The organism is Mucilaginibacter rubeus, assembly GCF_014643835.1.
GTDB classification, from domain to species: domain Bacteria; phylum Bacteroidota; class Bacteroidia; order Sphingobacteriales; family Sphingobacteriaceae; genus Mucilaginibacter; species Mucilaginibacter rubeus.
The window spans coordinates 376,852-403,822 of the sequence record NZ_BMKD01000006.1; the positions used below are offsets into that span (position 1 = coordinate 376,852).

General features: G+C 43.8%; 18 protein-coding genes and 2 tRNA genes. 8 read left to right on the forward strand and 12 right to left on the reverse strand.

Going from position 1 to position 26,971, the window contains the following annotated elements:
- Positions 1 to 159: 159 nt before the first annotated feature.
- Both IEX80_RS20610 and IEX80_RS20615 read left to right on the forward strand, forming a co-directional pair.
- Positions 160 to 1,218: an alpha/beta fold hydrolase gene (locus IEX80_RS20610; RefSeq protein WP_188833990.1), complete on the forward strand. Its 1,059-nt coding sequence runs from the start codon at positions 160 to 162 to the stop codon at positions 1,216 to 1,218.
- Between the two features lie 391 nt (positions 1,219 to 1,609).
- Complete coding sequence (locus IEX80_RS20615) at positions 1,610 to 1,792, forward strand: hypothetical protein (RefSeq protein WP_188833991.1); 183 nt, start codon at positions 1,610 to 1,612, stop codon at positions 1,790 to 1,792.
- Positions 1,793 to 1,799: 7 nt separating this feature from the next.
- Here the strand turns inward: IEX80_RS20615 and IEX80_RS20620 are convergent, their stop codons facing one another.
- Positions 1,800 to 2,591 (reverse strand): alpha/beta hydrolase, encoded by a 792-nt coding sequence (locus IEX80_RS20620; protein ID WP_188833992.1) that lies wholly within the window; start codon positions 2,589 to 2,591, stop codon positions 1,800 to 1,802.
- A gap of 419 nt (positions 2,592 to 3,010) precedes the next feature.
- Between IEX80_RS20620 and IEX80_RS20625 the strand changes: the two genes are divergently transcribed.
- Positions 3,011 to 3,406 (forward strand): DoxX family protein, encoded by a 396-nt coding sequence (locus IEX80_RS20625; RefSeq protein WP_188833993.1) that lies wholly within the window; start codon positions 3,011 to 3,013, stop codon positions 3,404 to 3,406.
- 151 nt (positions 3,407 to 3,557) lie between these two features.
- Here IEX80_RS20625 and IEX80_RS20630 read toward each other — a convergent pair whose 3' ends face one another.
- Entirely contained in the window at positions 3,558 to 3,974 is a 417-nt protein-coding gene (locus tag IEX80_RS20630; protein WP_112657540.1) for an acyl-CoA thioesterase, read from the reverse strand.
- A gap of 632 nt (positions 3,975 to 4,606) precedes the next feature.
- On the opposite strand from IEX80_RS20630, the gene IEX80_RS20635 reads away from it, so the two are divergent.
- From IEX80_RS20635 to IEX80_RS27835, 4 genes are all read left to right on the forward strand, one after another.
- Complete coding sequence (locus IEX80_RS20635; RefSeq protein WP_188833994.1) at positions 4,607 to 5,590, forward strand: helix-turn-helix transcriptional regulator; 984 nt, start codon at positions 4,607 to 4,609, stop codon at positions 5,588 to 5,590.
- Positions 5,591 to 5,668: 78 nt separating this feature from the next.
- On the forward strand, positions 5,669 to 6,739 hold the full coding sequence (locus IEX80_RS20640; RefSeq protein WP_188833995.1) for an alkene reductase: 1,071 nt from the start codon (positions 5,669 to 5,671) through the stop codon (positions 6,737 to 6,739).
- Positions 6,740 to 6,757: 18 nt separating this feature from the next.
- Complete coding sequence (locus IEX80_RS20645) at positions 6,758 to 7,435, forward strand: NAD(P)-dependent alcohol dehydrogenase (RefSeq protein ID WP_229701693.1); 678 nt, start codon at positions 6,758 to 6,760, stop codon at positions 7,433 to 7,435.
- Positions 7,432 to 7,698 carry an MDR/zinc-dependent alcohol dehydrogenase-like family protein gene (locus tag IEX80_RS27835; protein WP_229701694.1) on the forward strand — a complete coding sequence of 89 codons (267 nt, stop codon included), beginning with the start codon at positions 7,432 to 7,434 and terminating at the stop codon, positions 7,696 to 7,698. The genes IEX80_RS20645 and IEX80_RS27835 overlap by 4 nt, the downstream gene beginning before the upstream one ends.
- A 168-nt stretch (positions 7,699 to 7,866) precedes the next feature.
- Here the strand turns inward: IEX80_RS27835 and IEX80_RS20650 are convergent.
- The 5 genes from IEX80_RS20650 to IEX80_RS20670 all read right to left on the reverse strand — a co-directional run bounded on the left by IEX80_RS20650 (position 7,867) and on the right by IEX80_RS20670 (position 15,140).
- Positions 7,867 to 7,940 (reverse strand) — tRNA-Asn (locus tag IEX80_RS20650).
- A gap of 87 nt (positions 7,941 to 8,027) precedes the next feature.
- Entirely contained in the window at positions 8,028 to 12,176 is a 4,149-nt protein-coding gene (locus IEX80_RS20655) for a hybrid sensor histidine kinase/response regulator (protein WP_188833996.1), read from the reverse strand.
- Between the two features lie 345 nt (positions 12,177 to 12,521).
- On the reverse strand, positions 12,522 to 13,331 hold the full coding sequence (locus IEX80_RS20660) for a 3-keto-disaccharide hydrolase (RefSeq protein WP_090534052.1): 810 nt from the start codon (positions 13,329 to 13,331) through the stop codon (positions 12,522 to 12,524).
- A 228-nt stretch (positions 13,332 to 13,559) separates the two neighbouring features.
- Entirely contained in the window at positions 13,560 to 14,666 is a 1,107-nt protein-coding gene (locus tag IEX80_RS20665) for an acyltransferase family protein (RefSeq protein WP_129568599.1), read from the reverse strand.
- Between the two features lie 400 nt (positions 14,667 to 15,066).
- Positions 15,067 to 15,140: transfer RNA gene (locus IEX80_RS20670), tRNA-Asn, on the reverse strand.
- Positions 15,141 to 15,458: 318 nt separating this feature from the next.
- On the opposite strand from IEX80_RS20670, the gene IEX80_RS20675 reads away from it, so the two are divergent.
- Positions 15,459 to 16,373 (forward strand): PfkB family carbohydrate kinase, encoded by a 915-nt coding sequence (locus IEX80_RS20675; protein WP_090534112.1) that lies wholly within the window; start codon positions 15,459 to 15,461, stop codon positions 16,371 to 16,373.
- 281 nt (positions 16,374 to 16,654) lie between these two features.
- Here IEX80_RS20675 and IEX80_RS20680 read toward each other — a convergent pair whose 3' ends face one another.
- The 5 genes from IEX80_RS20680 to IEX80_RS20700 form a co-directional block, all read right to left on the reverse strand.
- On the reverse strand, positions 16,655 to 17,836 hold the full coding sequence (locus IEX80_RS20680; protein WP_129568600.1) for an acyl-CoA dehydrogenase: 1,182 nt from the start codon (positions 17,834 to 17,836) through the stop codon (positions 16,655 to 16,657).
- 370 nt (positions 17,837 to 18,206) lie between these two features.
- Positions 18,207 to 20,654, reverse strand: coding sequence for a bifunctional YncE family protein/alkaline phosphatase family protein (locus IEX80_RS20685; RefSeq protein ID WP_188833997.1), 2,448 nt, complete (start codon positions 20,652 to 20,654; stop codon positions 18,207 to 18,209).
- 277 nt (positions 20,655 to 20,931) lie between these two features.
- The gene (locus IEX80_RS20690; protein ID WP_208102419.1) at positions 20,932 to 21,921 is read right to left on the reverse strand and encodes a family 43 glycosylhydrolase; all 990 of its coding nucleotides are present in this window, start codon (positions 21,919 to 21,921) and stop codon (positions 20,932 to 20,934) included.
- A 41-nt stretch (positions 21,922 to 21,962) separates the two neighbouring features.
- Entirely contained in the window at positions 21,963 to 22,577 is a 615-nt protein-coding gene (locus tag IEX80_RS20695) for an RNA polymerase sigma factor (protein WP_188833998.1), read from the reverse strand.
- A gap of 223 nt (positions 22,578 to 22,800) precedes the next feature.
- Positions 22,801 to 26,907: a hybrid sensor histidine kinase/response regulator gene (locus IEX80_RS20700; protein ID WP_188833999.1), complete on the reverse strand. Its 4,107-nt coding sequence runs from the start codon at positions 26,905 to 26,907 to the stop codon at positions 22,801 to 22,803.
- Between the last annotated feature and the right edge of the window lie 64 nt (positions 26,908 to 26,971).

A 26,971-nucleotide genomic window follows, 5' to 3' on the forward strand; every position in this document is an offset into this window, starting at 1 on the left:
AATGGCAAATCTGGCGGGGAATATGTCTAACTGAAGTCACCATTTGTCCGGTTCATGCATCAACCACTTCCATAATCCTGGTGCCGGTGTACTTTTGTTATGCCCGATGATGAGGAAAGCATCTGAAGGCGAATTATTAATCAAACTAATCCGAAAAACATGAACAACGAAACAACATTCAGCCGTCGCCGCTTTCTTGGTATCTCCGCATTAACAGTTGCAGCAGCAGAGTTAGGCGGTCTCGGTATACTTAAAGCAGAAACCAAACAGATAGATTCACCGGCACAGCAAAACAATACTCTTTTTTCTACAGCTTCTTTCGACTCGATCAAACAGATAAATGCAGGCCTGCTTAATATTGGCTACGCAGAAAGCGGCCCGGCAAACGGACAGCCTGTTATCCTGCTTCATGGGTGGCCATATGATATACATAGCTATACTGAAGTATCAGCCATACTTGCCAAAGCCGGCTACAGGGTTATTGTACCTCATTTGCGCGGCCACGGCACAACGCAATTCCTTTCGGCACAAACTTTCAGGAACGGGCAGCAAGCTGCAATAGCTACAGATGTTATTGCACTGATGGATGCATTAAAAATAAATAGCGCCATTATTGGTGGTTTTGACTGGGGCGCTCGTACAGCAAATATCGTGGCGGCATTATGGCCTGAGCGCTGCAAAGCAATGGTTTCGGTAAGCGGGTACCTGATAGGCAGCCAGGAAGCAAATAAAAAACCACTGCCGCCCAAAGCAGAACTATCATGGTGGTACCAATTTTATTTTAGTACCGAGCGCGGCCAATTGGGCTACGAGGCAAACAGGCGTGACTTTAACAGGCTCATCTGGGAAACAGCATCACCCAACTGGAAATTTGACGACGCTACTTTCGCTCAAACCGCTCCGTCTTTTGACAACCCTGACCATGTTGTCATCGTGATCCATAATTACCGCTGGCGCCTGGGCCTTGCCGAGGGTGAAACAAAATATGACGATATGGAAAAAAAGCTGGCTACCGCACCTCCAATCATTGTACCAACTGTAACCCTTGAAGGCGATGCCAATGGCGCTCCTCACCCTAAGCCTGCTGATTATGCCGCGCGCTTTAAAGGTAAATATGCGCATCATACTATTAACGGTGGCATAGGCCACAACCTGCCCCAGGAAGCCCCTAAAGCTTTTGCTGACGCCATTATAGAAGCCGAAAGCTTTGCCAAATAAATAATCCCTCTTTTTAAATAACACGGTAACCAGGATAGGAAATGTTAAAATGCATTTCCTATCCTGGTTTTTTGTTTACTTAAAAGCAGGTACCCACCCCTGTCTGTCTTTCTAAAACCCTTTCGCACCCCTGGTGCAATCATCGTTGAGCTCTATCCATTAAAATCTGTTACCGGTATCAAATGCTATAGCGGGAACAAGGTTGCAGAAAACAGCCTCCTTCAATGCCCGAATCCCGCCGGGCGGTAACTCAAATTGATTCCTTGAATTTGATCGTTTTATTTATAAGCTAACTAAATCTGCGAGAGTCTGTGATAGGATAGCAGATAATAAGAAGACGAGTTTGCGTAATGTAAACCTCTCCCGGCCTGACCCACTCCCGCTATGCTACATGCTTGCCAGACTGGTTTTATCAACCGGTTCTATGGGTTACCTTAAATCTGCGGAAGAACCTGGTGGAAATCTTAGCGGCATTCAACACCATCATAGCAAAGACTACCGCTCTTCAACAGGAAAAGGGGCAGCCGTTAATACGGTCGCCCCTCTTCATCTTTTAGTAAATGAATTAAAATAAGATCACCTTATTTTTTTTCAGAACCATTTTTTGCAGCAGCTTCAATTACACGGGCCACAGCGGCAGCCTGCGATATAAATATAACGTGACTGCCTTTAACCTCTGTAACTACAGCACCGGCACGTTTATACATTGCACGTTCCAGTTCGGGGTTGATGGCCTTGTCCATGGTGGCTACAATACCATAAGTTGGTTTAGCTTTCCAGGCCGCCTGTGTTAACGGGGCTACGAAGCTCGAGCCAACAATCGGCTGTTGTGAATCAAACATAAAATCTGATTTCGCTTCAGTCAAATCAGCTGCAAAACATTCGTGAAAGAGCGCTTTATCAAAATATACCAGGCCATTTTTATCGGCAGGCAGGATACCATTTTTGGCAAGTGCCGGGCCTGACTGATAAACATCCAGGGTCGACTGGCCAACTTCCGGCGCAAAAGCCGCAACATACACCAAACTTGTTACTTTGGGCGATACGCCGGCTTCGGTAATTACCGAACCGCCCCATGAATGCCCTACCAACACCGCGGGACCATCCTGTTTTTCCAGGGCGCGATTGGTTGCGGCAACGTCATCATTGAGCGAAGTAAGCGGGTTTTGCACAAGGGTTACGTTGTATCCATCCTTTTTTAATATTTTATATACGCCTTCCCATCCCGATGCATCGGCAAAAGCGCCGTGTACTATAACAATGTTCTTTACAGCAGGTGTAGTTTGAGCCAAGCTGTTTTTTGGGCTGAAAGTAGACAAAAAGACTGCGGCAGCAGCTATTGTTAGTTTGGTAATGTTGATTTGAGTTTTCATTTTGTTAAGTATTTATAGATTTACTCCCAAAAGTATATTTCAACTTGCCGCATACCGATCTCAAGTGCTTCAACCCGACAAAGAAGTCTCCGAACCGGACATTTCAAACATTAAAAAAATTGGGACCAGCCATTGCATGTTAATATTTAACAACATAATAAAAATCCGTCTTTCCGACCCCGCCGTGTTTAGTTTATAGGCCTATCACCGGGATCGCTGCAATCATTATCTGAGTGATAGAAAACTTTAAGGCAGGCTTTAATCAACGTATTGAAGCGGTTTACATCAATGACCTATGGAAGTCGGGGTCCGGATTGTCCGGCCGGGAGCTTAGTTTGTCTGCTTCATCCCGAAAGTGGTTAGATATCCGTTGATTTTGCCACAATTTTGAGCCATCAAACAACTCAAAACTACATATCATGACAACAAAAACAGTAAAAACAATCTATTGGATAGGAACAGCATTGACTTCATTATGGTTTGCAGCAAGCGGATTTGGCGAGCTGACCAAAAACCAGTTTGTGTGGGATATCACCTTAAAACTGGGCTATCCTCCGCATTTTATTTATATCCTTGGTGTCGCTAAACTTTCGGGAGTAGCAGTTCTTTTAACACCTAACAGATTGCTTAGATTAAAAGAATGGGTATTTGCAGGTATTTTCTTCGATATTATATTTGCTTTTTTGTCTAAAATCGCTGTACTCGGTTTTCCCGCCACCATAGATGCCATTGTTGCATTTATCATGGTAACGGTTACCTACCTGATGTTCCGTAAACTTTATCCGGCTACATACGCAGCCGCTGCCGCTGTATAAAATGCTAAGTTGCAGCAGGCCGGTTCATAATACATCGGTTATTTCAGGCTTTAAGCAATCTCAAAAGAGGCTATCCCACAGGTAGCCTCTTTTGCATGCATGCTACCGTGCCGCATGATTATCCGGCAGGGGCAGGCGCTCTGCCGGTCGCTTAATCTTCAAGAACAGGGGCATCCTTTATTTTTTCCAATACCGAGGCCGGTAAATACGGTCTGCCGCCTGTTGCCGGCACACAGGTGCCCGTAAATACAGCTTTGGTCATTACCTTATTGTTGCATATAATAGATTGTTTAAAGTGCAGCTTTGGCAAGCCCCCTTTATCAGTATACAAGGTGCAGGTAACTTTAAATTCATCGCCCTTTTTTAGTGATCTGAGAAAGCTGATGCTATAGTTTGACAGTACCATGTAAATGCCGTTTTTAGCTTCGGTTTCAAAATCAAACCCCAATATTTCCCTGATATAATCATGCCTGCAATATTCCATATAAAACGGATAATATAAACCATCCATGATCTCCTGTACATCTATATGCTCATCTTTGGCAATATAGGTTTTTGAGTATTCCATAATAATTAACCTTTTTGTTGGATTGCAAAGCTATTGAACCTTTTGGTTTCAGGAAACGGGAGATCTGAATTTTAATGGATCAGTCCGGGCTGTGTCAAATAAAAAAGCCCCAATTGTTTGTGAGGCTTTGCTCCTGAGGCTGGGCTCGAACCAGCGACCCTCTGACTGTTAGGCTTAATTTCATTGAAAACAGGTAATTCAATTCCGCGCTCTTATCGGAGATCAATGATTCCAATCCCATAACCGCATTAGCGATGCGTTGCACTATTGATATAATAGCTAACGAGGCACTGATACAAAACATCAATTATAAAAAGTTAATATTTCCATAACAGCTTTTTTGGGTGGTTATAGATGTAAATTAATTATGACGATCCGGACATCACTCCGGGAATGTCCGAGTCGGACACAAAAAAATTAAAGAAATAATTAGATTTTGATAGTTGAGAACTAAATAAAATCTGAGTGTAACAAAATATGATGGGAAAAATAATAGAATACCTAAGCCTTAATTTAAATATACAATGCCCGACTAATTCAATTAATTAATAATGTTGAGGATTTAGGCTTTAAAAACGTGTCGCTATCTACCTTGTTAAAAACATTAAGATATAAAATCCATATTTTTAAACATGACTTTTGAATTTACGGTGCAGGCAGGTTTTAATTTTGTCAAAAGCTTTGGCAACCATTTTAATATTCCCGTTTTCAAGAATGAACTGAAAATTCCGCCGCATATGGGCGAAGGTCACATTAAGGCGATTGATGTAGCACCCGGCTTTAAGTTCGTATTGCATCATTATACTTTGAAAGAGGAATTTCATTTAAAGCGTAAGTCCCCCGCTGAAGTCAGTGATTTGATCTCCATTGTATTCAACAGTAATGAGCTACCGGCAGGATCTGCCGTTGACCGGGAAACGGCAGTAGAATTTTTAAAGAAGAACGGGTCGTCAATCCAAATCGCCTCCACCGCTATATCCACCGAAACTATTTTTCCCGCCAATGTCGAGGTCTATTTTGGTGTCATTGGCATCAAGAGGCAATTGCTTTCCGACATCCTGCGGGTAGACCAGGTTAATGGTCCTTTGGAAACTATTTTAAATAGCGATAATCTATTCTTCTATCATGAAAAGATGTACCCGGATGTGGCGAGGGTTTTGAAGCTTGTTTCGGAGATCAACGAACAAAATAAATTGAGCGAGCTGTTTTATAGTAACAAGGCGCATGAGATGATCTACCTGTTGTTTGATAAACTGCTGGAAAGGGACAGCGACAAACAAAGTCCTGTTAACAAAGCTGATATAGATAAATTATACCTGATCAGGACTGCTGTACTGGCTGACTTGGGTCAGCCACCTCATTTAAGCGAACTTGCAGCCAATGCCGGCCTGAGCGAAACAAAAATGAAGCATTTGTTTAAGCAGACCTTTGGCGATACTATTTATAACTTTTACCAGAATGAAAGGATGCAGGAAGCCGGCTTTTTATTAAAACATGCGGGTTACTCCGTTTCTGAGGCTGGTTACCGGCTTGGGTTTTCGAACCTCAGCCACTTCTCACGGCTTTTCGAAAAACACTTTGGAACCACCCCCAAAAAATACACGCTTGTCGGATAGGACTATTTTTCGGGCTTGAGGCGCTATTTTAACCGTCATATCCTGCGGACATTTGACATATCAAATAAAACAAACGATATGAAAAAGTTACTGATGCCCTATACCAGCCAGGCACTGAAATTAAAGAACCATTTAGTGATGGCACCCATGACCCGCAGTCGTGCTATTGACAACCTGCCCAACGCACTTATGAAAGAATATTACAGTCAACGCCGCGGGGCCGGGCTGATCATTACCGAGGGAACTGCTCCTGCACCGGAAGGCCTTGGTTATGCCCGTATCCCCGGCATATTCTCCAATGAACAAATTGAAGGCTGGAAATTAACCACCGGTGCCGTACACCAAAACGATACAAAAATATTTGTGCAGCTGATGCATACAGGTCGTATCGGCCACCAGGCTAATCTGCCGGAAGGTGCGCATGTGATTGGTGTGTCTGCTATTCCGGCAGCGGGGCAAATGTATACCGATAACGCAGGTATGCAGGATTATCCTGTGCCTGTAGTATTATCAACACAAGGGGTAAAAGAGGTGATTGGCCAGTATGTCACCGCCGCAAAAAATGCAATAGCTGCGGGTTTTGACGGCGTGGAACTGCATGCTGCAAATGGCTACCTGATCGAACAATTCCTTAACCCTAACGTTAATGACCGTACCGATGTTTATGGCGGAAGTATTGAAAACAGGTCCAGATTTGCTATTGAAGTTGCAGAACAAGTAGCAGAAGCGATAGGTAAAGAAAAAACAGGTGTAAGAATTTCGCCTAACTCTACCCTTGGCGACCTGCAGGCTTATGAGGCAGACACAACCGAGGAAACATACATTTATTTAAGCCGGGAGTTTAACCGGATCGGCCTGGCCTATATCCACATCAGTCTCAGCCCGCAGGTTCCAGCACAAACCTTAAACGCCATCCGTACCGAATTCGAAGGAACGCTCATTTACTGCAATACCTTTACTGCCGAAGGGGCTGAAGCCGAACTGGATAAAGGAGATGCAGACCTGATCGCATTTGGTAGGGGATTCCTGGCCAATCCCGATCTGGAACAGCGAATCATCCATGGCTCAGAACTGAATGCCCCTGACTTTACCACCCTTTACACACCGGGCGCTAAAGGCTATACAGATTATCCGGTATTATTTAATTAATTCAATAAGAGATCAAAAATGAAAAAGATAGTTTATCATAAATTCGGCAACGCCGATGTGTTGGAAATGACCGATACAGTTATTCCAGAGGTCAGTGAAACAACAATCCTGATCAAGGTCAAAGCAGTCTCCATCAATCCCCTGGACTGGAAGATAAGAAACGGCGAAATGAAATTAATGTCAGGCAGCAAATTTCCAAGAGGCACCGGTATCGATTTTTCAGGTATAGTTGAGGCAACCGGTAGTTCCATTAAAAACTATAAAGAAGGAGACGAAGTATACGGCCTGCTTGATGTTTTTAAAGGGGCGGCTTTAGCTGAATATATTATTGCAGAGGAAAAAGATATTGCAACTAAACCCATGGGAATTTCTTTTGAGCAGGCGGCCGCCGCGCCGGTGGTAGGCTCTGCGGCGATCCAGCTGTTCGATACCTTAGTCAATATTCAAACCGGCTCGGAGGTGCTGATCAATGGTGCTTCCGGAGGAATAGGCATGTTCGCCATACAGATTGCCAAAACGAAAGGAGCCACCATTACAGCCGTTGTAAGTGATGGTGGCTTAAAGGCAGCAAAAGATTGGGGCAGTGATTTTGTAATTAACTACCGCAAGGAAGATGTTCTTAAAGCCGGAAAGCTTTACGATGTGGTGATCGATCTATCTAATCAAATGTCTTATAGTGTTGCAAAAAGATTATGAAGACTTCTTCTGTCTATGTGCATACTGCTCCGGGGCCAAAAGAGATCGTTTCCGCTTTTTTCATCAGTCTTTTTTCACCCCAAAAATATAAGGTCCTCATGCTTAAACCTTCGCAGCTATATTTAAAAGAACTTAAAAGATATATAGAAGCGGGACTTTCTGTCTTAGTCAGCAAGGCTTATTCCTTTGATTCATTTAAAACTGCTTACGCTGAGGCTCCTAAAGCGCACATCGTCGGAAAATCAGTAATCAGGGTTAATTGAAAAAAGTCAAACCGATAGGGGATGATCACTGAAATAAAAGGTCATAATTACCGGCAAAATAGCGATTCCGATAAGCCATTTTTTTTCGACTATCGAAAAAGTATTCAAATTTTATGAAAATAAAAAAACCCCACTCGCCAGAGTGGGGTTAAATCATTGATTTTAAGGCTCCTGAGGCTGGGCTCGAACCAGCGACCCTCTGATTAACAGTCAGATGCTCTAACCGGCTGAGCTACTCAGGAGTGTTGTCCGGTTGGGGATTGCAAAAGTATAATTTTCATTGATATTTTGCAATTTTATTCAACTTGTTATATCCTGCTGTTTCAGGGCTACGTGGTACTTGTATTCTTCCCTGCCCATTTTACAAGTTTTTTAACCAGGTCATCTAATTTAAATGGTTTGCTTATATAATCGTCCATACCTGCATCTATACAAATTTGCAGATCGGATTGGAGGGCATTGGCCGTCATCGCTATAATAAAAGGCCGTTCCGGGAAACGCTTCTTTATTATTCGCGTAGCTTCCAGGCCATCCATTTTGGGCATTTGTACATCCATTAAAATAACATCGAATGTTTTTTTATTAACCAAATCCAGTACCTCCAGGCCGTCTGCTGCCAAAGCGGCTTCATATCCTAACTTACTCAATATCTTCATGATCAGTTTTTGGTTCATCTGGTTATCTTCGGCAACCAAAATCCTCAATGGGTAACTTTCTGAAAAATTATCAGGCAGTTTATGATTTGCAGTATCGCTGTGCAGCGACTCATGAGTGGCAGAACTTACATGCTTGCCAAGTTCCTTTATAATGTGCTTGTATAAGTTATGCTGTTTTGCAGGTTTGGTTAGTATAGAACAAAACAAACCGGGGTTATCTTTATGGAAAACATAGCTGATGGAGCTCAACAGCATTATAGGTAATTCGGGGTATTTGGCCCGTATTAAGGTTGCCAGTTCAATCCCATCCATAAAGGGCATTTGCATATCGGTAATAACAAGCTTAAAATCATGCTGCTGCTGCGCCAGGATCTCAAGAGCCTGTTCGCCTGATTTGGCTACTACCGGGCTTAGTTGCCACTGCTCCAGTTGAGCCTTTAAAATTCTGCAATTGGTATCATTATCATCAACAACCAAAATTTCGCTCTTTTCAAAACCCTGCATGGTATGGTTTATTTGTACAGGGTCCTGTAGTAAACTTTTTTGCGAGTGAATAGAAAACCTGAACGTACTTCCTTTGTCAACTTCACTTTCTACACTGATTTTGCCGCCCATTAATTTTACAAGTTGTTCACTTATAACCAGGCCAAGGCCGGTACCTCCGTATTGCCGGGTGGTTGATGAGTCAACCTGCGAAAATGCTTTAAATAGCCGGTGCAGCTTATCGGCAGAAATACCAATGCCGGTATCTTTTATCTCAAAGCCTAATTCGATTTGGTTATCATCTGATATGCTGAGCAAATGCACGGCTACATAAATTTCACCCTTTTTGGTAAACTTGATAGCGTTACTGATTAAATTGATCAGGATCTGGCGAAGCCTTAAACTATCGCCAATAATTTGCGCCGGTACATCATAGTCAATCTGGTAAACCAGGTCCAGCTTCAGGTGGGCGGCTTTTAGGGCAAAAACATCAAAAACCTCTTCAATACAGGTACGCAGGCTAAAATCCTTTTCCTCCAGCTCCATATTGCCCGATTCTATTTTCGAAAAATCTAAAATATCGTTAATCACCGCCAGCAGGTCTTCGCCGCAGGTTTGTATGGATTCGGCAAAAGTACGCTGCTCTTCATCCAAAGGAGTTTCGGCCAGTAACGACGCCATCCCGATCACCCCATTCATAGGTGTGCGGATCTCATGGCTCATGGTAGCCAAAAATATGCTTTTAGCCTTGTTAGCCTCCTCGGCCTCGAGGGCTAATTTTTTTTCAACTTCTATGGCACGGGCCAGCTGCCCGGTACGTTCTTTCACCTGGCGCTCAAGCTCGGCCTTTTGCTTTAATATAGAACGTGTACGGATAAGATAAAATGCCGGGCCGCTGATTATAAAAATTAACGCTACAATTAATTTAAACCACCAGGTAAGCCAAAAAGGAGGCTTAATGTTGATGATGATAAATGTGCCTTTGTTATTCCATTTGCAATCATTATTTGATGCCTTAACCCTGAATGTATAACTACCCGGATCAAGGTTGGTATAAGTGGCCGTTCTTTTATTGCCAACATAATTCCAATCTTTATCAAACCCTTCCAGCTTGTAGGCATATTGGTTTTTTTCGGGAATGGTATAATTCAGGGCCGCAAACTCAAATGTAAGTACCGACTGTTTGTAAGATAGGTTTATGGAGTCTGTTTCGCTGATATCTTTTTGAAGCGGGGAGTTTTTAGCCCCGGCGTTTACCTCCTTATTGAAAATCTGCAGCCCGGTAATATAAACAGGAGGGACAAAGTCATTATCTTTTAAACTATCGGGATAAAAAGTACTGAATCCGTTTACGCCGCCAAAAAACATTTCCCCGTCGGCAGTTTGAAAACAGGAATGGCCTTTAAATTCATCTCCCTGCAATCCGTCAGAAATGTCATAGTTTCTGATGGCTTTTGTTTTGGGATTAAACCGCGAGATCCCCTTGTTGGTGCTTAACCAGAGGTTACCTTTGCGGTCTTTCAAAATCGCATAGATCACATTATTAGGCAAACCCTCTCTTTCGGTGTATATAGTAAATGTTTGGTTATGCTTGTTAAACAGGTTAAGGCCGCCGCCGTTGGTACCTATCCATATATCACCGTTATCGGTTTCGATAATCGACTCGACAGTGTTGTTTGATAAGCTGCGTTTATCCCTCTCATCGTGCGTGTAGTGCGTAAAGCGGCCTGTTTTAGGGTTAAATACATTCAACCCGTTATCATCAGTGCCTATCCACATATTGCCCTGTTTATCCTGAAACACTGCTGTAACAATATCACTGCTTATGCTGTTGTTATCTTCCGGGTTGTTCCTGTACCGTGTAAAGAGACCGGTTTTTACGTTATAATGATTAAGGCCCCCTTTCCAGGTCCCTAACCATATATTGCCGTCACGGTCTTTATACATATTGTTGATATCTGAAAGGGAGAGGCTACGCGGATTATTTGCCTGGGGCATGTGATGTGTAAAGGCTCCCTTTTTTTTATCAAACAGGTCAAACCCGCCAATATGATAACCAATACCAATAACATCTTTATTTATTGGCACTATGGCCATTACATAATTATTACTTATGGTGTTGCTGTTATTATCACTATGCAGGTAATGAACAAAGGTCTTTTTCTTGCGATTAAATAAATTAAGGCCGCCCCCGTCGGTGCCTATCCAAATATTTTCGTCACTATCATCACCGGAGATGGCCAGCACGTTGTTGTTGCTCAAACTATTCGGGTTGTTGGGGTTTTGACTGTAGGAACTGAATTTATCGCCAAAGCCAGGCAAAAAATCAACACCGCCCGAATAAGTGCCTATCCAGGTATTCCCCGTATCATCTTTATATAAACAATAAACCGAGTTACTGCTCAGGCTGTGATGGTCGTTTGCATCAAATTTGTAGCAAGTAAATTTATTGGCCGGATAATCGAGCACACTTATGCCGCCATTTTCGGTCCCTATCCAGAGTTTCCCGTCGCCGTTTTCGAGTATCGAAAGAATATCGTTATGGCAAATACTGTTGCTGTTATCAGGGTCGTGTTTGAAATTTATAAACGAATTATTTTTATTGTTATATAATGCCAGGCCTCCTCCATGTGTACCTGCCCAAATATTGCCTTTGCTATCTTTGTATACCGCCTTTACCCAGCTGGCGCCGATGCTGTTTTGGTTTGCAGGATCATGAACATAACCAATAAACTTACCGTTTTGTGGATTAAAATGGTAAAGCCCGTCATCGGTACCTATCCATAACCAGCCATTATTATCCTCGGTAACCTGGTAAATGAAATCGTTAGCTATACTGTTTGTGCCATTCGCGGCATGTGTGAATCTTTTAAATGAACCATTTGCAGCATTAAACAGATATAAACCCTTGCTGGTGCCCAACCACATCCTTTTTTTACTATCCAAAAAAACAGACTGTACAGCAAAAGTTAAATGATTGGAATAGTGGATAAATGTATTTGAGGCCCGGTCAAATCTGTCAAGCCCGCTTTCGGTTCCAATCCATAAATTATGATAACTGTCTTCCGTTATAGCTAATACATAGTTATCGATGATGGTTGTTTTATTATTCTGGTCGTGCTTATAATGCGTAAACTTATAACCGTCGTACTTATTAAGGCCATCTTCGGTGCCAAACCACATAAAACCACGGCTATCTTTAATAATGGTTATTACATGGCTCTGTGACAGGCCTTCATTTGTACTAAGCTGTTTAAATTTAAGGGCGGGTGTTTGCGAATAGGATAATCCGGGAAAAAGCAGGTATAAACAGCAGATAAAAAGCAATATTGGCCTCATTATTATTTTGCTGGTTAGTTTTATCGTATTTCTAATCGGTTGATGTTATAAGCCAAAACAAGCATTGCAGCGGCTAAATAAATGCTCTTATCTTGCGGAACTTATTAATTTGGTTTCAGGAATTTAGTCTTAATAAGTTCTATCGGGCAAGAATTTATATTGACCAAACCGCCTTTAACGTTCATGATAATTCCGGGTTACCGGGAGCTTATTTTAAGTTAGTACTGCTTGCCTGTGATACGGGTATTTACGGGAAATAGTTTCGTATAACGTGTTGTTTTTGCCCATTTAACAGCTATTGTTAACTCAGGAGAAATATTAACAAACCCGGCTTCTGTTTACAACCTACCGGTCTGTATCCGGCAACTGTTTAATCTCTATATTCCTGAAATCGACGGGCTGCCCTTCACTTTGCAGAGCGATAAAGCCGCTGCTTAGTAATTTGCCATCCTGCTTGTATTTAGGATCATAGCCATGTGCCACGCCGCCGCCAATGGTAGGCCTTGAATATTGAAGTACGGTATCGCCGTTGATAATATGGGTAATTAATTTGTTGCCCTGAACAATCAGTTCGCCTTTTACCCACTGGTCACCGTCATAGGTTTTTGAAGTAGAGTTGATACAATGGTCGGGCGAAACCTTTCCTTTATAAACAACATCGGTGCCGGGCGAGCACATATTTCCTGTTGGCCTTGGTTTCCCGTCGCCCAGGCCGCCTAATAACTGCATTTCTATCGATATCGGCCAATCCTGGTCCTTTAGCATAGTTCGGGGATCCTGTGAATGAAACATGACGCCGCTGTTAAGAAGCGTGTAGTCTGGTGCGCCTTTTTGCTGTTTACCAACAAAGCGGTATTCAAACCGCAGGTGATAGTAAGAGAACGGGGTTTTGTAATACAAATGACCAAACTGATCGTTGAAATCGCTGTACTGATCATAGCTAACCCTGATCATGCCATCTTCTACCCGGAAGGTATTGCCATAATTTTCGCCAACCAGGTGATGATTGATCTTTACAAACCAATCGTTAATGTCGGTCCCGTTAAACAGCTTCGTCCAGCCTTTATCGGCATTGCCGGCGTCAGCCAGTTTTTTCGGCCCGGCGCAGCCTAATATGAGGAGGCAGGAAAACATAAAAACGCGTGTTATTTTCATAGGTGGTAAGGTATTATGCTTTTTATAGATAAATTGAATGCTTTTGTTCACTTAACGCTTTGCTAACCGGTATTTCGAAAGTTTGCTCAATATTAATTTTGCTGACCCTCCTTTACCGTAAGTTTTATCTCTTATGCTACGAATTTAAGAAATTCAGGCCATGTTTTATTGCTTTTAATGCTTTGCCTGTTAAGGTACGCTGAGGCCGCTTTTGTTCAAGATCTCTTTTTAGCCAAGTTTTTTTTGCAGCCAGTTACGAACCGGCTCATCATACCATTTCAAAGTAATATACGCCAGGAAAATTGCACCAATCAAAATAGCTAAAGCATAAGGCCAGGCCTGCACTATGGTTACGCCTTTATGATTGCTGATCCATGCTACGTAAAAATAAACCAGCGGATAATGCACCATGTAAAGAGGGTAGGATATATCGCCGAGAAACCTGCATACCCTGCTCTCCGTTTGGGTATGGACCTTACCGCCGGCACCAAGATAAACGATAAGCGGAAAAATGATAATAATGCAAACGGACTCGTAGATCCCGTTCATCCAAAGATGGGCAGCACCGCCGATGCGCGGCATATACATTACTATCGATATTAAAACACTGCACCATAAAAATGCGTGCCTGATGCGGGCTGGTTTAGCAATACGTGAAAGCAACAGGCCGGCAAAGAATGGGTATATGGTGCGGGTAATGCCAACGCGCACCTGTTCCACGTTAAGTGTCCAGCCGCCGCTGACATCTCCATTGGTGATAGCCAGGTGCGCAAGTGCTACAGCTGCAACGCATACTAAAACCGACAATGTAGTTTTTGAAAATTTTCTTATCCAAACCGCATAAAGAATGTTGGCGATGTATTCAAAGAACAATGACCATCCTACGCTGTTAAGAGGATGCATTTCCTGCCAGCCGCGAATATCCAAAGACAGCGGTACTGGTAGGATGGTATAACCGATCAGCATTACCAGTAGCATCTTCCAAATTGGTACGGTATGAATGAGCGGCCACAGCGTAGAATCTGTAAAATAAAAACCTATGGCACCCAATGTCATCCCGAGAATTACCATAGGCTGAAGTCGCTCGATACGGCGTTTAAAAAAACTGCCGATTGTCATTTTATGCCAGCGGTCGTCATAAGCATAGCCCATAACGAAACCCGATAGCAGGAAAAAGAAATCGACAGCCAGGTACCCGTGGTTAACTATGATATCCAGATGACCGCTTCCCAATGGTTCGGTTAGGTGAAAGGTAACTACGATAATGGCTGCAACACCGCGTAAGCCATCCAGTATCGGATAATGCGGCTTGGTGATCAGTTTATTATTGTCCATGTATAAGATTAGAGTTGGTCGATATTGGGCCGGATGCTAAAACAGGTGTTGCCGGTGTTCAGCGGGCGTTTTTCTTTCCTGTGCATGTATATGCCGGCAAGACCAATGACTTAAATCGGTTAGATTGGTTCATGAACAGTATATAATTGAAGTCTTATTCAGATCGTAAAAATAAGTGAAAGTGATGCCGGGATATCTTCATATCGTGTCAAAATACACGCATATCGTCTCATTTTCGCATGTTTTGTATCTAAATTCGAGGAATCCCCAATTAAATTGTCACTAAGTTGGATCAGAAAAGCGCGGCAGTTATTGTTAAATGGTGACATTGACCATTACCTGCAAAGTAATCTACAGAATATAGATATAAAAAAAGCCTCACATGTCTGTGAGGCTTTTGCTCCTGAGGCTGGGCTCGAACCAGCGACCCTCTGATTAACAGTCAGATGCTCTAACCGGCTGAGCTACTCAGGAATCTAATCCGGTTTGGAGTGGGGCAAAGGTAAAAACTCATCGGATATTTCACAATTTTTATTAAAAAAAATTTTAATTATTTTTCACAGGCTTTTTTAGCCCCTGATTATGTGCTACTTAAAACCCAAAGACACACTACAGCATTTTTTTAGCGATGGCAATTCTTTCTGCAAAGCCCCTTTTTTTCAGCTGCCAGTTTTCTGAACCAGCTTAAATTATGTTTTCTCCAATGAAAATTGGCATCACAAACCAGCAACAATGAATGATTATCCCTTAATTTTCACAATATTTGCGGCGAAAAAATATAAATATCTTTACATGAGTTTGTTAGTTATTGGCACTGTGGCCTTTGATGCCATTGAAACCCCTTTTGGTAAAACCGATAAAATAGTAGGCGGCTCTGCAACCTTTGCAAGTTTGGGTGCTTCTTACTTTTATGATAAAATAAAAATCGTTGCGGTTGTTGGCGATGATTTCCCGCAGCACGAGATTGAGGACCTTCAAAAGCACAACGTTAATACTGAAGGCCTGCAGATAAAACAGGGCGAAAAATCATTTTTCTGGAGCGGGCGTTACCATAACGACATGAACAGCCGCGATACTCTGGTAACTGAGCTTAATGTATTGGAAGCTTTCGATCCCATTATCCCTGATAGTTACCAGGATTGCGAATACCTGATGCTGGGCAACCTTTCTCCGCAGGTACAGCAAACAGTTATAGCGCGCCTTAAAAACCGCCCTAAGCTTATTGTAATGGACACCATGAACTTTTGGATGGATATTGCCCTTGATGAGCTTTTAAAAACCATCCAGCTGGTGGATGTGCTAACCATTAACGATGCCGAAGCCCGCCAGTTATCCGGCGAGTTTTCACTGGTTAAAGCTGCCCGCAAAATATTAACCATGGGCCCTAAATACATCATCATTAAAAAAGGTGAGCACGGTGCATTGCTGTTCCATGAAGATAAGATTTTTAGTGCCCCCGCCCTTCCATTGGCCGAAGTATTTGATCCTACTGGCGCTGGCGATACTTTTGCAGGCGGCTTTATTGGCTACATGGCTAAAGTAGGCACCGTTAATTTCAACAACATGAAAAACGCCATCATTTTTGGTTCGGCCCTGGCCTCATTCTGTGTTGAAAAATTTGGTTCAGAAAGATTAAGAAACCTTAGCGAAGAGGAAATAGCCGCCCGGATCCAGGAATTTGTAGGCTTATCTAAATTTGAATTGTAAGATAGCTGTTTAAAAACATTAATTTTTTAATGTAGAGACACATCACATGCGTCTCCCGTTTGCAATTCAAGATGTATAGTAACGCTCTAAAAAGCAGCTTGCCCTATGAGAGACGCATGTGATGCGTCTCTACAAAAAAGAACTTTTATAAAGCATTTTAGGGTATGTTCAGAAGAATCTCTAAAATACAAAAAAATAAACCCTCTATATGTTTTACATACAGAGGGTTTACAAATAATATAATTGTAAATCAATAACTACAGGCAGAATAACCGGGTTCCCTATCCTTTCAACACTTCCCTGCTAATCACTATCTTCTGGATCTCACTGGTGCCTTCGCCTATAGTGCAAAGTTTGGCATCACGATAAAACTTCTCAACAGGGAAATCCTTGGTATAACCATATCCACCGAAGATCTGAACAGCCTCGGTGGCTGTGCGAACCGCCGTTTCAGAGGCAAAATATTTAGCCATGGCCGATTGTTTTGTGACCGGCAGGTGGCGGTTTTTCAGATCAGCGGCCTGCATTATCAGCAGTTCGGCTGCTTCAATTTCGGTAGCCATATTGGCCAGCTTAAATGCTATCCCCTGGAAATTACCAATAGGCTGTCCAAACTGGCGGCGCTCTTTGGCGTAAGCAACCGCCGCTTCAAAAGCACCTTTTGCAATCCCTAACGAAAGCGCCGCTATCGAGATCCTGCCGCCGTCTAACACTTTCATGGCCTGTTTGAAGCCCTCTCCCTCAACACCCAGCAAATTTTCCTTTGGTACACGGCAGTTATCAAAAATAAGCTCCGTGGTTTCTGAAGCACGCATACCCAGCTTGTTTTCTTTTTTACCATGGGTAAAACCCGGCGTACCTTTTTCAATCACCAGCGCTGAGATCCCGTGCGAATCGCCCTTGTTGCCTGTACGCACCATCACTACCGCCACATCGCCCGATTTACCATGGGTTATCCAGTTTTTTGAGCCGTTCACTACATAATGGTCGCCATCCAAAACGGCGGTGGTGTTCATACCCAGCGCGTCCGAACCGGTGTTGGCCTCGGTTAATCCCCAGGCGCCAAGCCATTCGGCAGTGGCCAGTTTGGGCAGCCACTTCAACTTTTGCTCTTCATTGCCAAAGGCAAGGATATGCCCCGTACAAAGCGAATTATGGGCGGCAACCGATAAACCTATAGCACCGCAAACTTTGGCTATTTCACTGATCACGGTTACATATTCAAAATAGCCGAAACCGGAACCGCCATATTGTTCGGGCACAAAAATGCCCATCATGCCAAGCTCGCCCAATTGTTTAAACAAGTCGATAGGGAAAACCTGGGCTTCGTCCCATTCCATTACATGAGGTTTAATATAACGTTCGGCAAAGTCTTTGGCCATCTGGCCAACCATTTGCTGATTTTCGTTCATAGCAAAATCATACCCGCCTGTTGAGGGGGTATCGGTTAACAAAGTATCCATACATTTATAATTGGTTACTACAAAATAACGTATAAAAAATGAGATTGGTTTGCCCGTAAAAGCCTGCAAATCAAGAACAGTTTGGTATTGGGTATGAATTATAGGTTTAGTTAAAACAGAGTGGTTTTGGGGAGAGGAAACTGATGAAAAATATTTTTCAGGAATTGTTGAAGCGGGGACTAACCTGACAGTCCCATCGGAGTTTTTGAAGCTTTAAGTCAACCGATAGGCCAGGTGGTAAATCACTTTGCAGGTGAAATACCGTCAATTTTTATGAGCTAACCTAATCTCCAAACCTCTGATGAAACGGGAAGCCTGATAAAAATGATTGGATAATTTTTTCATTCATCCTTATCAGGCTTTTCTTATGCTAATCATCATCGTCTGCTTTTTGAACGGCTTTTACAAAGGCTGCCCGTACAGGCGTGGGCACAATTGCATTTTCTCCTTTAATCGCTTTCCATATCATGTTGTTCATGATCTGGTCGGGTACCCGGTCAACTGCCGAAAAATCAAGCCCCCTGGCCATTGCTGCAAGCTTTGTGCCCTTAGGGTTAAGTTCATTAAGGTTAATATTTGAACGCAGGCTGTTAAATGGTTTGGTATCGGGCGTTTTATTAAAACAACGCCACATGGCTGTAGCCGAGGCATCATACTGGGTCATAGGCGGCAGGCCGAGAATCAGCTCGATAGTACGCAGCATCGACGAAGTGGAATACATGGTGTGATCAACAAAATTACGTTTTACAAATCCCCCGGCCATGTATGCAGGCGAACGATGAGCATCAACGTGATCGGGGCCATTCTGTGCATCATCTTCGAGTATAAAAATCACGCTGTTTTCCCATATCGGGCTTTTACTGATATGCTCCACCAGCCGGCCAACAGCAAGATCATTATCCGCCACATGGGCAAAGGGTGTAGGCCTGCCCGGGGTGGTGCCCTCCGTATGGTCTGATAGCATCCGGATGGTATTTAGCCGCGGCAAGGCATTGTTGCGCATCAGCGAGTCAAAATCATGTTCCCAGGCCTGGTACCGCAAGGTATCAGGGTCACGCAGGTCACGGGTGGGATAGGCTTTCGTAAAATGGTCTTTCAGTATAGGTATCTGCGGCGTATTATCTGCATTGATAAACTCGCCGTAAGTACGAAAAGTTACGTTGAACCGGTTGGCCTGGTCCCAGATGTAGAGCTTATTTTTTGCAGTGAGGCCTACAGCACCCGGGCCGCGGCCGCCATAACTGGTAGGCCAGTTTTTTTCCATATAATCAGTAGCGTACGCGCCCAGGCTCCAGTTATGTCCGTCGGCACTAACTTCGCCATCTACATAAAAATTATCCAGCAGCACAAAGTTTTCGGCCAAAGCGTGGTGATTGGGCGTAATCCGTTTGCCAAACAGCAGCAGGCTTGTATCGCCATTGCCCTTCGGCATATCTGACAGTACCTGGTCATACGTCCGGTTTTCCTGGATAACATAAAAAACATACTTTATTGGCGATGCAGATCCTACTTTAGCCGGAATGGGGTTGCCATCTTCGCTATAAGCCCCTGTTTCCTGTTCCCGGTGATAAGGCGTATTACGAACTACGGCCTGCGAATAAACCGTCAGCTGCTTTTCTGTTGGCGTGGGGATGATGCTCAAAGTCCCCATTAATAAGCCGCCGCCGATATATTCTGTACGCGCGGGCCTGAATGGATCGCCTCCATGCAGTACAACGGTTTGACTTTTGGCTGCCGGGTTAGGCCCATGCGGATTAGGCAGCGACGAAAAGCCTTTAGCATTGGCTACGTATAATTTATCATCTATAACACGCACAACGCTGGGATACCAGCCCGTGGGCACAAAACCAAGCGACTGACTGGCACCCGGCTTTGTTACATTAAACACGGCCAGGCAGTTATTATCGGCATTGGCAATGTATAATGTTTTACCATCCTTACTCAGGGCTACCGAGTTACTGGTAGTACCGCTAAGCGGCGTAGGTGATACTGCGGTGTTCAGTGTTTCCAGTACTTTACTTTTGCGCACGTCAATTATCGATACTGTATTGTCGTTGCCGTTGGCTACATACAGGTATTTTCCATTCCGGGAAATGCACAGGTCATTGGGGTTATCCCCTACCGCAATGGCATCTGTGAGCTTATTTTCTTTTGTATCAAATACGGCTACCTTATCGCCACCCCAAAGACTGATGTACAATTTTGACATATCGGGCGATAACAGGCAGGTATAGGCCTCTGCGCCCAATTTAACCTGCTGAATGACTGTTTTTGTCTTGAGATCGATAAGGTACAGGCTGTTATCCAGTTTGGTAACTACATATAAAACACCGCGCTTATCATCAAGGGCCAGCCCGGTAGGTGAAATGGACGCCGAATTGGGCTTTTTGCTCCATGCTTCGCCCAGTTTTATGGTATCAGCTGCCAGCAGCTTATCATTATTGATGGCGTAACGAATAATCCAGTTATTGTCACCTCCTGAGGCGTAGAGTGATTGCTCGTCTGCACTAAAAACCAGGCCTCCCCAGGCTTTGCTGATCAGTACTTTGTCCAGTTCACGATCTGTACGTGCGTCTAAAAGCTGAATGGTTTGAACACTCTGCCCATTATTGGTAACCGCGGCATAATGATGGCTTTTGCTCACCGCGATATTCAGGGGCAGATCGCCCAGGGGAAGGCTCTTGCCAACAGGTGTTAATGACCACCCATTGGGCAATTTTACCCGTTTATTTTCAATAGCGGCGAGATCTTGCGCCCGAACGAACTTGCTGCAGATAAGCAGCAAAACGATTAGGCAGAGCATTTTTTTTAGTGACATAAGATAATGATATGCCGGTAAAAGTAGACCACCAATATTAATACATTATTAAATCATGGGCGAAGATCACCAGCTTGATTGTAACAAAATGAATGGAAATCAGCGGGCGCTAACCGGTACCAATTTTACCGGTCAAAAAACGGCGCGGTATTAGTACCGGGTAATGTGAAGTCCATTTAAATCTGCGAGACACCCTGATGGAACGAAAAAAGGGGCACCCCTGCCCCTTAATCTATTAACTAACCTTATGAAGAATGAATTGCATGAAAATGCCTGATTAATTTGCAGTGCCGTTTTTCACGTCGATCTTAAACGGAGCCGGCTCAGGAAGCCAAAGCTTACCATCCCCGATCTGAACAGGCATCCATAAATACCGGGAATCCCATTGTTCTTTCGGTTTCCAGATATCTCCCAGATACAATACTGTCGTATCCTTCTTCCCGCTAACTTTAAGCAATAAGGTAGATTGTGAACCATATGTGTTTTTTTCCTTCGGCGCTATGTCTTTAAACTCCGACCACGGGCCTTCCAGGGTTTTTGCTGTGGCATACCGGTTAGGATTGGGCTTCCAGCCGGTAAGCGCGGAGCCTATGGCGTAATAAAGGCCCTTATAATGCACTATAGCCCCGCCTTCCATATGCTCGGCTATCAGGCACATTTCCCGGTCAATACTGAGGCAATCATCGGAAAGCCGGACGATATGAAACCCAAGCGGACGGTCTTCGAAAACAAGGTATGGCGTACCATCATCATCTATAAACTGGCCAATGTCGCGGCTTTCATGCTCCAGGGGCCTGAAGCTTTTCAGGTATTTAAAATCACCGTCGGGGCTGTCACTTACGGCGATGCCGACCCGGGCAAACTTATAAGTTGCATTGTCAAGATGGAAATACATAACATATTGCCGGCTCTTTTTGCTGTAGAAAACTTTGGGCCTTTCCAGAACCCAGCGCCGCCCCAGGTTTTCGGGATCGGTCATCTGAACAACATCGCCTTTGAATGTCCAGTTCGTCAGGTCTTTTGACGCATAACAGCTAACATAACGTTTATTTGAATCCAGTCCCCGCCGTCTTTCTTCGCCATACCAGTAGTATGTGTTCTTTATTTTTATAATCCCTCCGCCATGCGCCTGGATATGTTCTCCCCGGTTATCGGGCCAAACTGCCCCGGGGTTTATGATTTTTTGATGCTGTGCATATACCTGGCCTGTAATCAGCAAAGTCATGACAGCCATGGTTATTCTTTTTAAAAGTATTTTTTTAATCATTCGGTGTTTTTTTTGAAGGTCAGGAAATCTTATATACGTTTTTATGAAAGCACCAGTTCGGTTGTGGCAATCTTACTGCCTTCAGAAAGTTTAATACGCAGTTGATTGATGCCCCTGTGTACATGATTAACTACCGACTGATATTGTAACCCCGTTACTTCAGCAATCTGATCGTAATTCCAATTATCAAAATACCTTAAAAAGATCATCTCCTTCTGGCGCCTTGGCAAGGTATTCAAGGCAAGCGCAAGCATGTGCTCCACTTCTCTCCCGGTTTCTTCCAAAACAAGCACATCTTCCCTCGAAAAAACAATATCGATATCATGGCTTGCGGATAAGCCTACAAACTCGGGCCGCGCGGCCTTTAAAAAATTAATGGCAAGTGACCGCGCCGATTTAAAGAAATAGTATTTAACATTTTTAATAGGTCCAAATGTTATCCTCCGCTCCCACATTTTTATAAACAGTTCCTGTAAAACATCCTGGGCTGCATCCTCGTCTTTAATAATTTTATAGAGGTAGAAATACAAACCGGAATACAGTTCGTCATGTATCCTGCCAAAAGATTTGACATTTCCGTGGAGGGCTTCTTCCCACCATGTAGTTAGCTGGTTACAATTGTTCATATTGGCTTTAAAAACTGGTTTCTCTTTCAATTGGTCGTTGCCGACTTTAGGAACCTAAGCTGAAAACCGATTTACATAATCGATTAAGTAAGTTTGCCTATGGTTCTAATAACTGGTTTATATAAGCTAATATGAATAGATTTTATTCGGCAGATGGGACTCAAATTGGTCATTTATGCGGTATAAATTCGGCAATTTATCAATTTACTCAATTGATTAAGCAATGGAGAGAATATACATAAATAACTTAATATCAGTTAATTATATTTTTATTTTTCTTAAATACAGGTCTTTTTTGCTTAAGAAAGTCTGATGGGTTAGCGCCGAACAGTTTAAAAAACTGATCGCGGAAGTATTTAATGCTGTTAAAGCCTGTTTCAATGGCTACTTCATTAACATTCATATCCGACTGGATCAATAGCTCAGCCGCCTTTCTGAGGCGTATGTAGCGGATGAAGCTATTAACGGTATGACCCGACAGCGATTTAATTTTGCGGTAAAGATTTGAATGGCTCATGCCGATCTCTGAAGCCAGTATTTTGATGTTGAAGTTTTCGTCGGTAATATGCTGCTCAACAATTTCGATACATTTTTCCAGGAAGTTTTTATACTCATCCGAAATAGTGAAGTTAACCGATTTCAGGGTAATGGTATTATAAAAATAGCTTTGAAGGTTACTCCTGTTTTGCAGCAGATTGGCAATGCGCGCAACCAGTACATCTTTATCAAAAGGTTTGGAAATATAGTCATCGGCGCCGCTTTCCAGTCCTTTGATCTTATTTTCGGCAGATGAGCTGGCCGTTAGTAAAATCATCGGGATATAGCTCAATTGCTGGTCCTGCTTAATGGTTGAACAAAGTTCAATGCCATTTAAACCAGGCATCATTACATCACAGATAATAAGATCGGGCTGCTTTTCTTTCGCTTTCTGTAAACCGGTCAAACCATTATCTGCCTCGTAAACCCTGTAACGGCTTTCAAGAATGGAACAAATGTACGACCTGATCTCGCTGTCATCATCAATAACCAGGATCCTTTGCTTGTCGGTAAAAATCTTATCAGCTTCAAAATCAATATCATTAATTTGGCCGGCTTCAGCTATTGCCGGCTGGTCTTCAACCATTTCACTAAGCAAAGGCGATAAATCAGCGGCATCGGCTGCCGCTGCCACATCCGGCGAATAATGAGCTTTACCCTTTAACAGGGTTAAACAAAAATCAGAGCCGTTACCCGGCGCACTTTCAAACGTTAATGAACCGCCGTGATCTATCGTAAACTGGCGGGCCAGGAATAAACCGATCCCAAAGCCCCCTTTTGCCGCCTGGCCGTGTGTATTTGACCTGTAAAATTTTTCGAAGATATGCTTACCCGCTTCCGGAGATATTCCCGGGCCATTATCAATCACATTGATCACCACCTCGCCCGGCCCCGATTGCAGGCCAACACACACGGCTTTCCCGGCCGGAGTATATTTAATAGCATTGGATATGAGGTTAAACAGGATAATCTCAATCTTTTCCCTGTCTCCGTATATCAGTACCGTCTCTTCCGGCACGTTTAATTCAAAACTGATACCCGAAAGCCTGGCCTGCTGCACAAAACATAAAAATACCTCCCGGCAAACAAGGGTAATGTCCATTGGCGCAATTTGCAGGATCCCAGCGCCCGAATCGGCCTTACGAAACAGCAGCAGCTGATCAACAAGGCTTAACAGGCGCCTTGAATTACGATAAACAATATTAAGTTCCGCACGGTTCTCAGGGCCAATTTTGGCGAGCAAATCCCTTAAGGGGTTGATGATGAGCGAAAGGGGCGTACGAAACTCATGAGAAACGCCCGTGAAAAACTCTACGCGCCGGTCATTCAATTCGCGTTCCTTTTCCTGCAGGTCGCGCTGGTGTGCAGCGGCGGCATTGGCCAGTTGTACCTCATATTTAAGCCGCGTTTCCCTGAACCTATAACGCAGGTACCAGTAAACAACCCCCGCAAGCAACATCGCGTAAATGAGGTAAGCCCAGATGGTACGATACCAGGGCGGCAAAATAATGATATGAAGATGAATTTCACGGCTGATCCATTGCCCTTCGGCATTGGTACAGTTAATTTTTAATGTATACGTACCGGGTGCTAAACGGGTATAAAGCGCGTTACGCTGCCGCCCTGCATAAACCCATCCCCTGTCCCAGCCCTGAAGCATATAACGGTAACCGATCCTATCCTGCGCGGTAAATTCGATAGCTGCGAAACTAACGGCTATTGATGCCTGATCGTAAGGAATCTCTAACGACCGGATAACATTCCCGGCATTCGTCTTCACATAGTCCGGATAAGTACTTATGGGCTTATTGTTAATTTTAATATCAGTTATAACAATGTTGGGGATATCATGCAGGGGCAGGATTGCCTGCGGATGAAACATCGTGACACCATTGATCCCCCCAAACGCAAGCTGACCATTGTTTAGCCTTAAGCCCGCGTTAAAGTTAAACTCATTGCTCGCCAGGCCATCGCTTTCAAAAAAATTGGTAAAACTAACGGCTTTGGGATCAAATCGGCAAAGTCCGTTGTAAGTGCTTAGCCACAAACGCTTTTGCGCGTCTTCCAAAATGGCCAGTACCGTATTATTACTAAGTCCGTTACTGGTGGTATAGTGACGAATTATTTTTTTCTTAGATGCTGAAAAATACAACAAACCGGCCTCTGTGCCTAACCACATGTCGCCGTTATCTGCTTTCTGCATTGACCTTACCGCTTTGCCTACCGGATAAAACTTATGTGCGTTGCTTTTTTGATCAATCTTATAAACACCTTCGAAATTTCCTGCCCAAAGGTTTCCAAAATGATCTTCGCCCATTGACAGGATGTTGGTCAGTGCCGCATCATACAACCTGAATTGGTTGTTGTGCTTATCATATAGAAACAGCCCGTCCTGTAAGCCGCTGGCCCAAAGATTTCCAGCATGGTCCAGGTACAGACACCAGAACACTATCCGGCTGGCAACTCCCTGCCTGTCTATACCCCGAAATGTAGTGAATGTATTGGAACCCGGCTGGTACAGGTTAATACCGCCTCCATAAGTGGCAATCCAGGTCCTCCCTTCCCTATCCCCGGCAATACTGGTTACAAAATTTGAGCTTAGGGTTCCCGGCTGTGAAGCATCATGGCGAAAATTGGTGAAGTGATGCGCCTGCCGGTCCCAAATACTCAATCCGCCGCCGTCGGTACCTATCCACAGCCTGCCATCGGGGGCTTCATATAACGATTTAACAAAGTTACTGATAAGGCTATTGGCGTTCAGGTCATTATGCCTGATATTTACAAATCGTTCTTTCACCTCATCAATAACATTTACTCCGCCCCGTAATGTACCGATCCACTTTCTGCCTTCGCGGTCTAAAAACAAAGCATAAACAGCACCACTTGAAAGTGAGTGCTCATCACTTCCCGCAGGCAGATAGCTGATCTTGTCGCGTCTGCTATCCAGGATCTGGATCCCGCCGCCATCAGTACTCACCCAAAGTGTACTATCGGGCATGACTTGCAGGCTCGTTATCCTGCCCGATTTGAAAGGCCCGTTAAACTCATCAAAAAGACGGTCATATTGCCCTGTTTTGAAATCATAATGGTGCAGGCCCTGGGTTGTGCCTACCCATAAACCATTGCCCTCCGGATAAATACAGGTAGCGCCGGTAACCGAAGGGTTCAATAACTTCAGACTACCGTGTGCGGCATCGTATTTAAAAAGGCCGGCGGCGCTGATCAGCGCATAGATCTCGTCGCCAGGCCCAACATACAACGCGTTAACGCTATAACCCTGTACAGCTTTTCCGTTTTCATAGTATGGTATAACATGGCCGGTTCGTTTGCCCTTATCCATAACAATAAGGCCGTTGGAAAGAGTGGCAATGAAAATACGCCCGGAGTGGTCCGTTTTGATATCCCTGATAAAGGATGTCACGGGTGTTTCTTTGCCGGCCAAAATTGCATACGCCGGAGAAAACTCTTCTGTTACCGGGTTTAAGATACTTATGCCCTGGCGCGTACCTACCCATAAATTATTGGCCGCATCCTCTGCAATACAATTAATAAAATTATGAATAATTGATTGTTGCTTTTCGGGCTGATTGCGGTAAATACGGAAGTCATATCCGTTAAAACGGTTCAGGCCATCATAAGTGCCAAACCACATATAGCCCGAATGATCCTGGAAAATGCACCGTACTTCGCTGTTGGAAAGCCCGTCTTTGAGGCCAAGCCGCTGAATATTGGGCAAAGCAAGCGCTGCGGCATTGCTGTTTAAAATCAGTGCTCCTAAAATAATTACACAGCACCAACGTGCGGCTGCTTTAAAAGGCCGCATACAGGAGGATGCCGGTTGTTGAATACTGCTCAATTTGAATATAAGTGCGCGAAACACTTGGTTT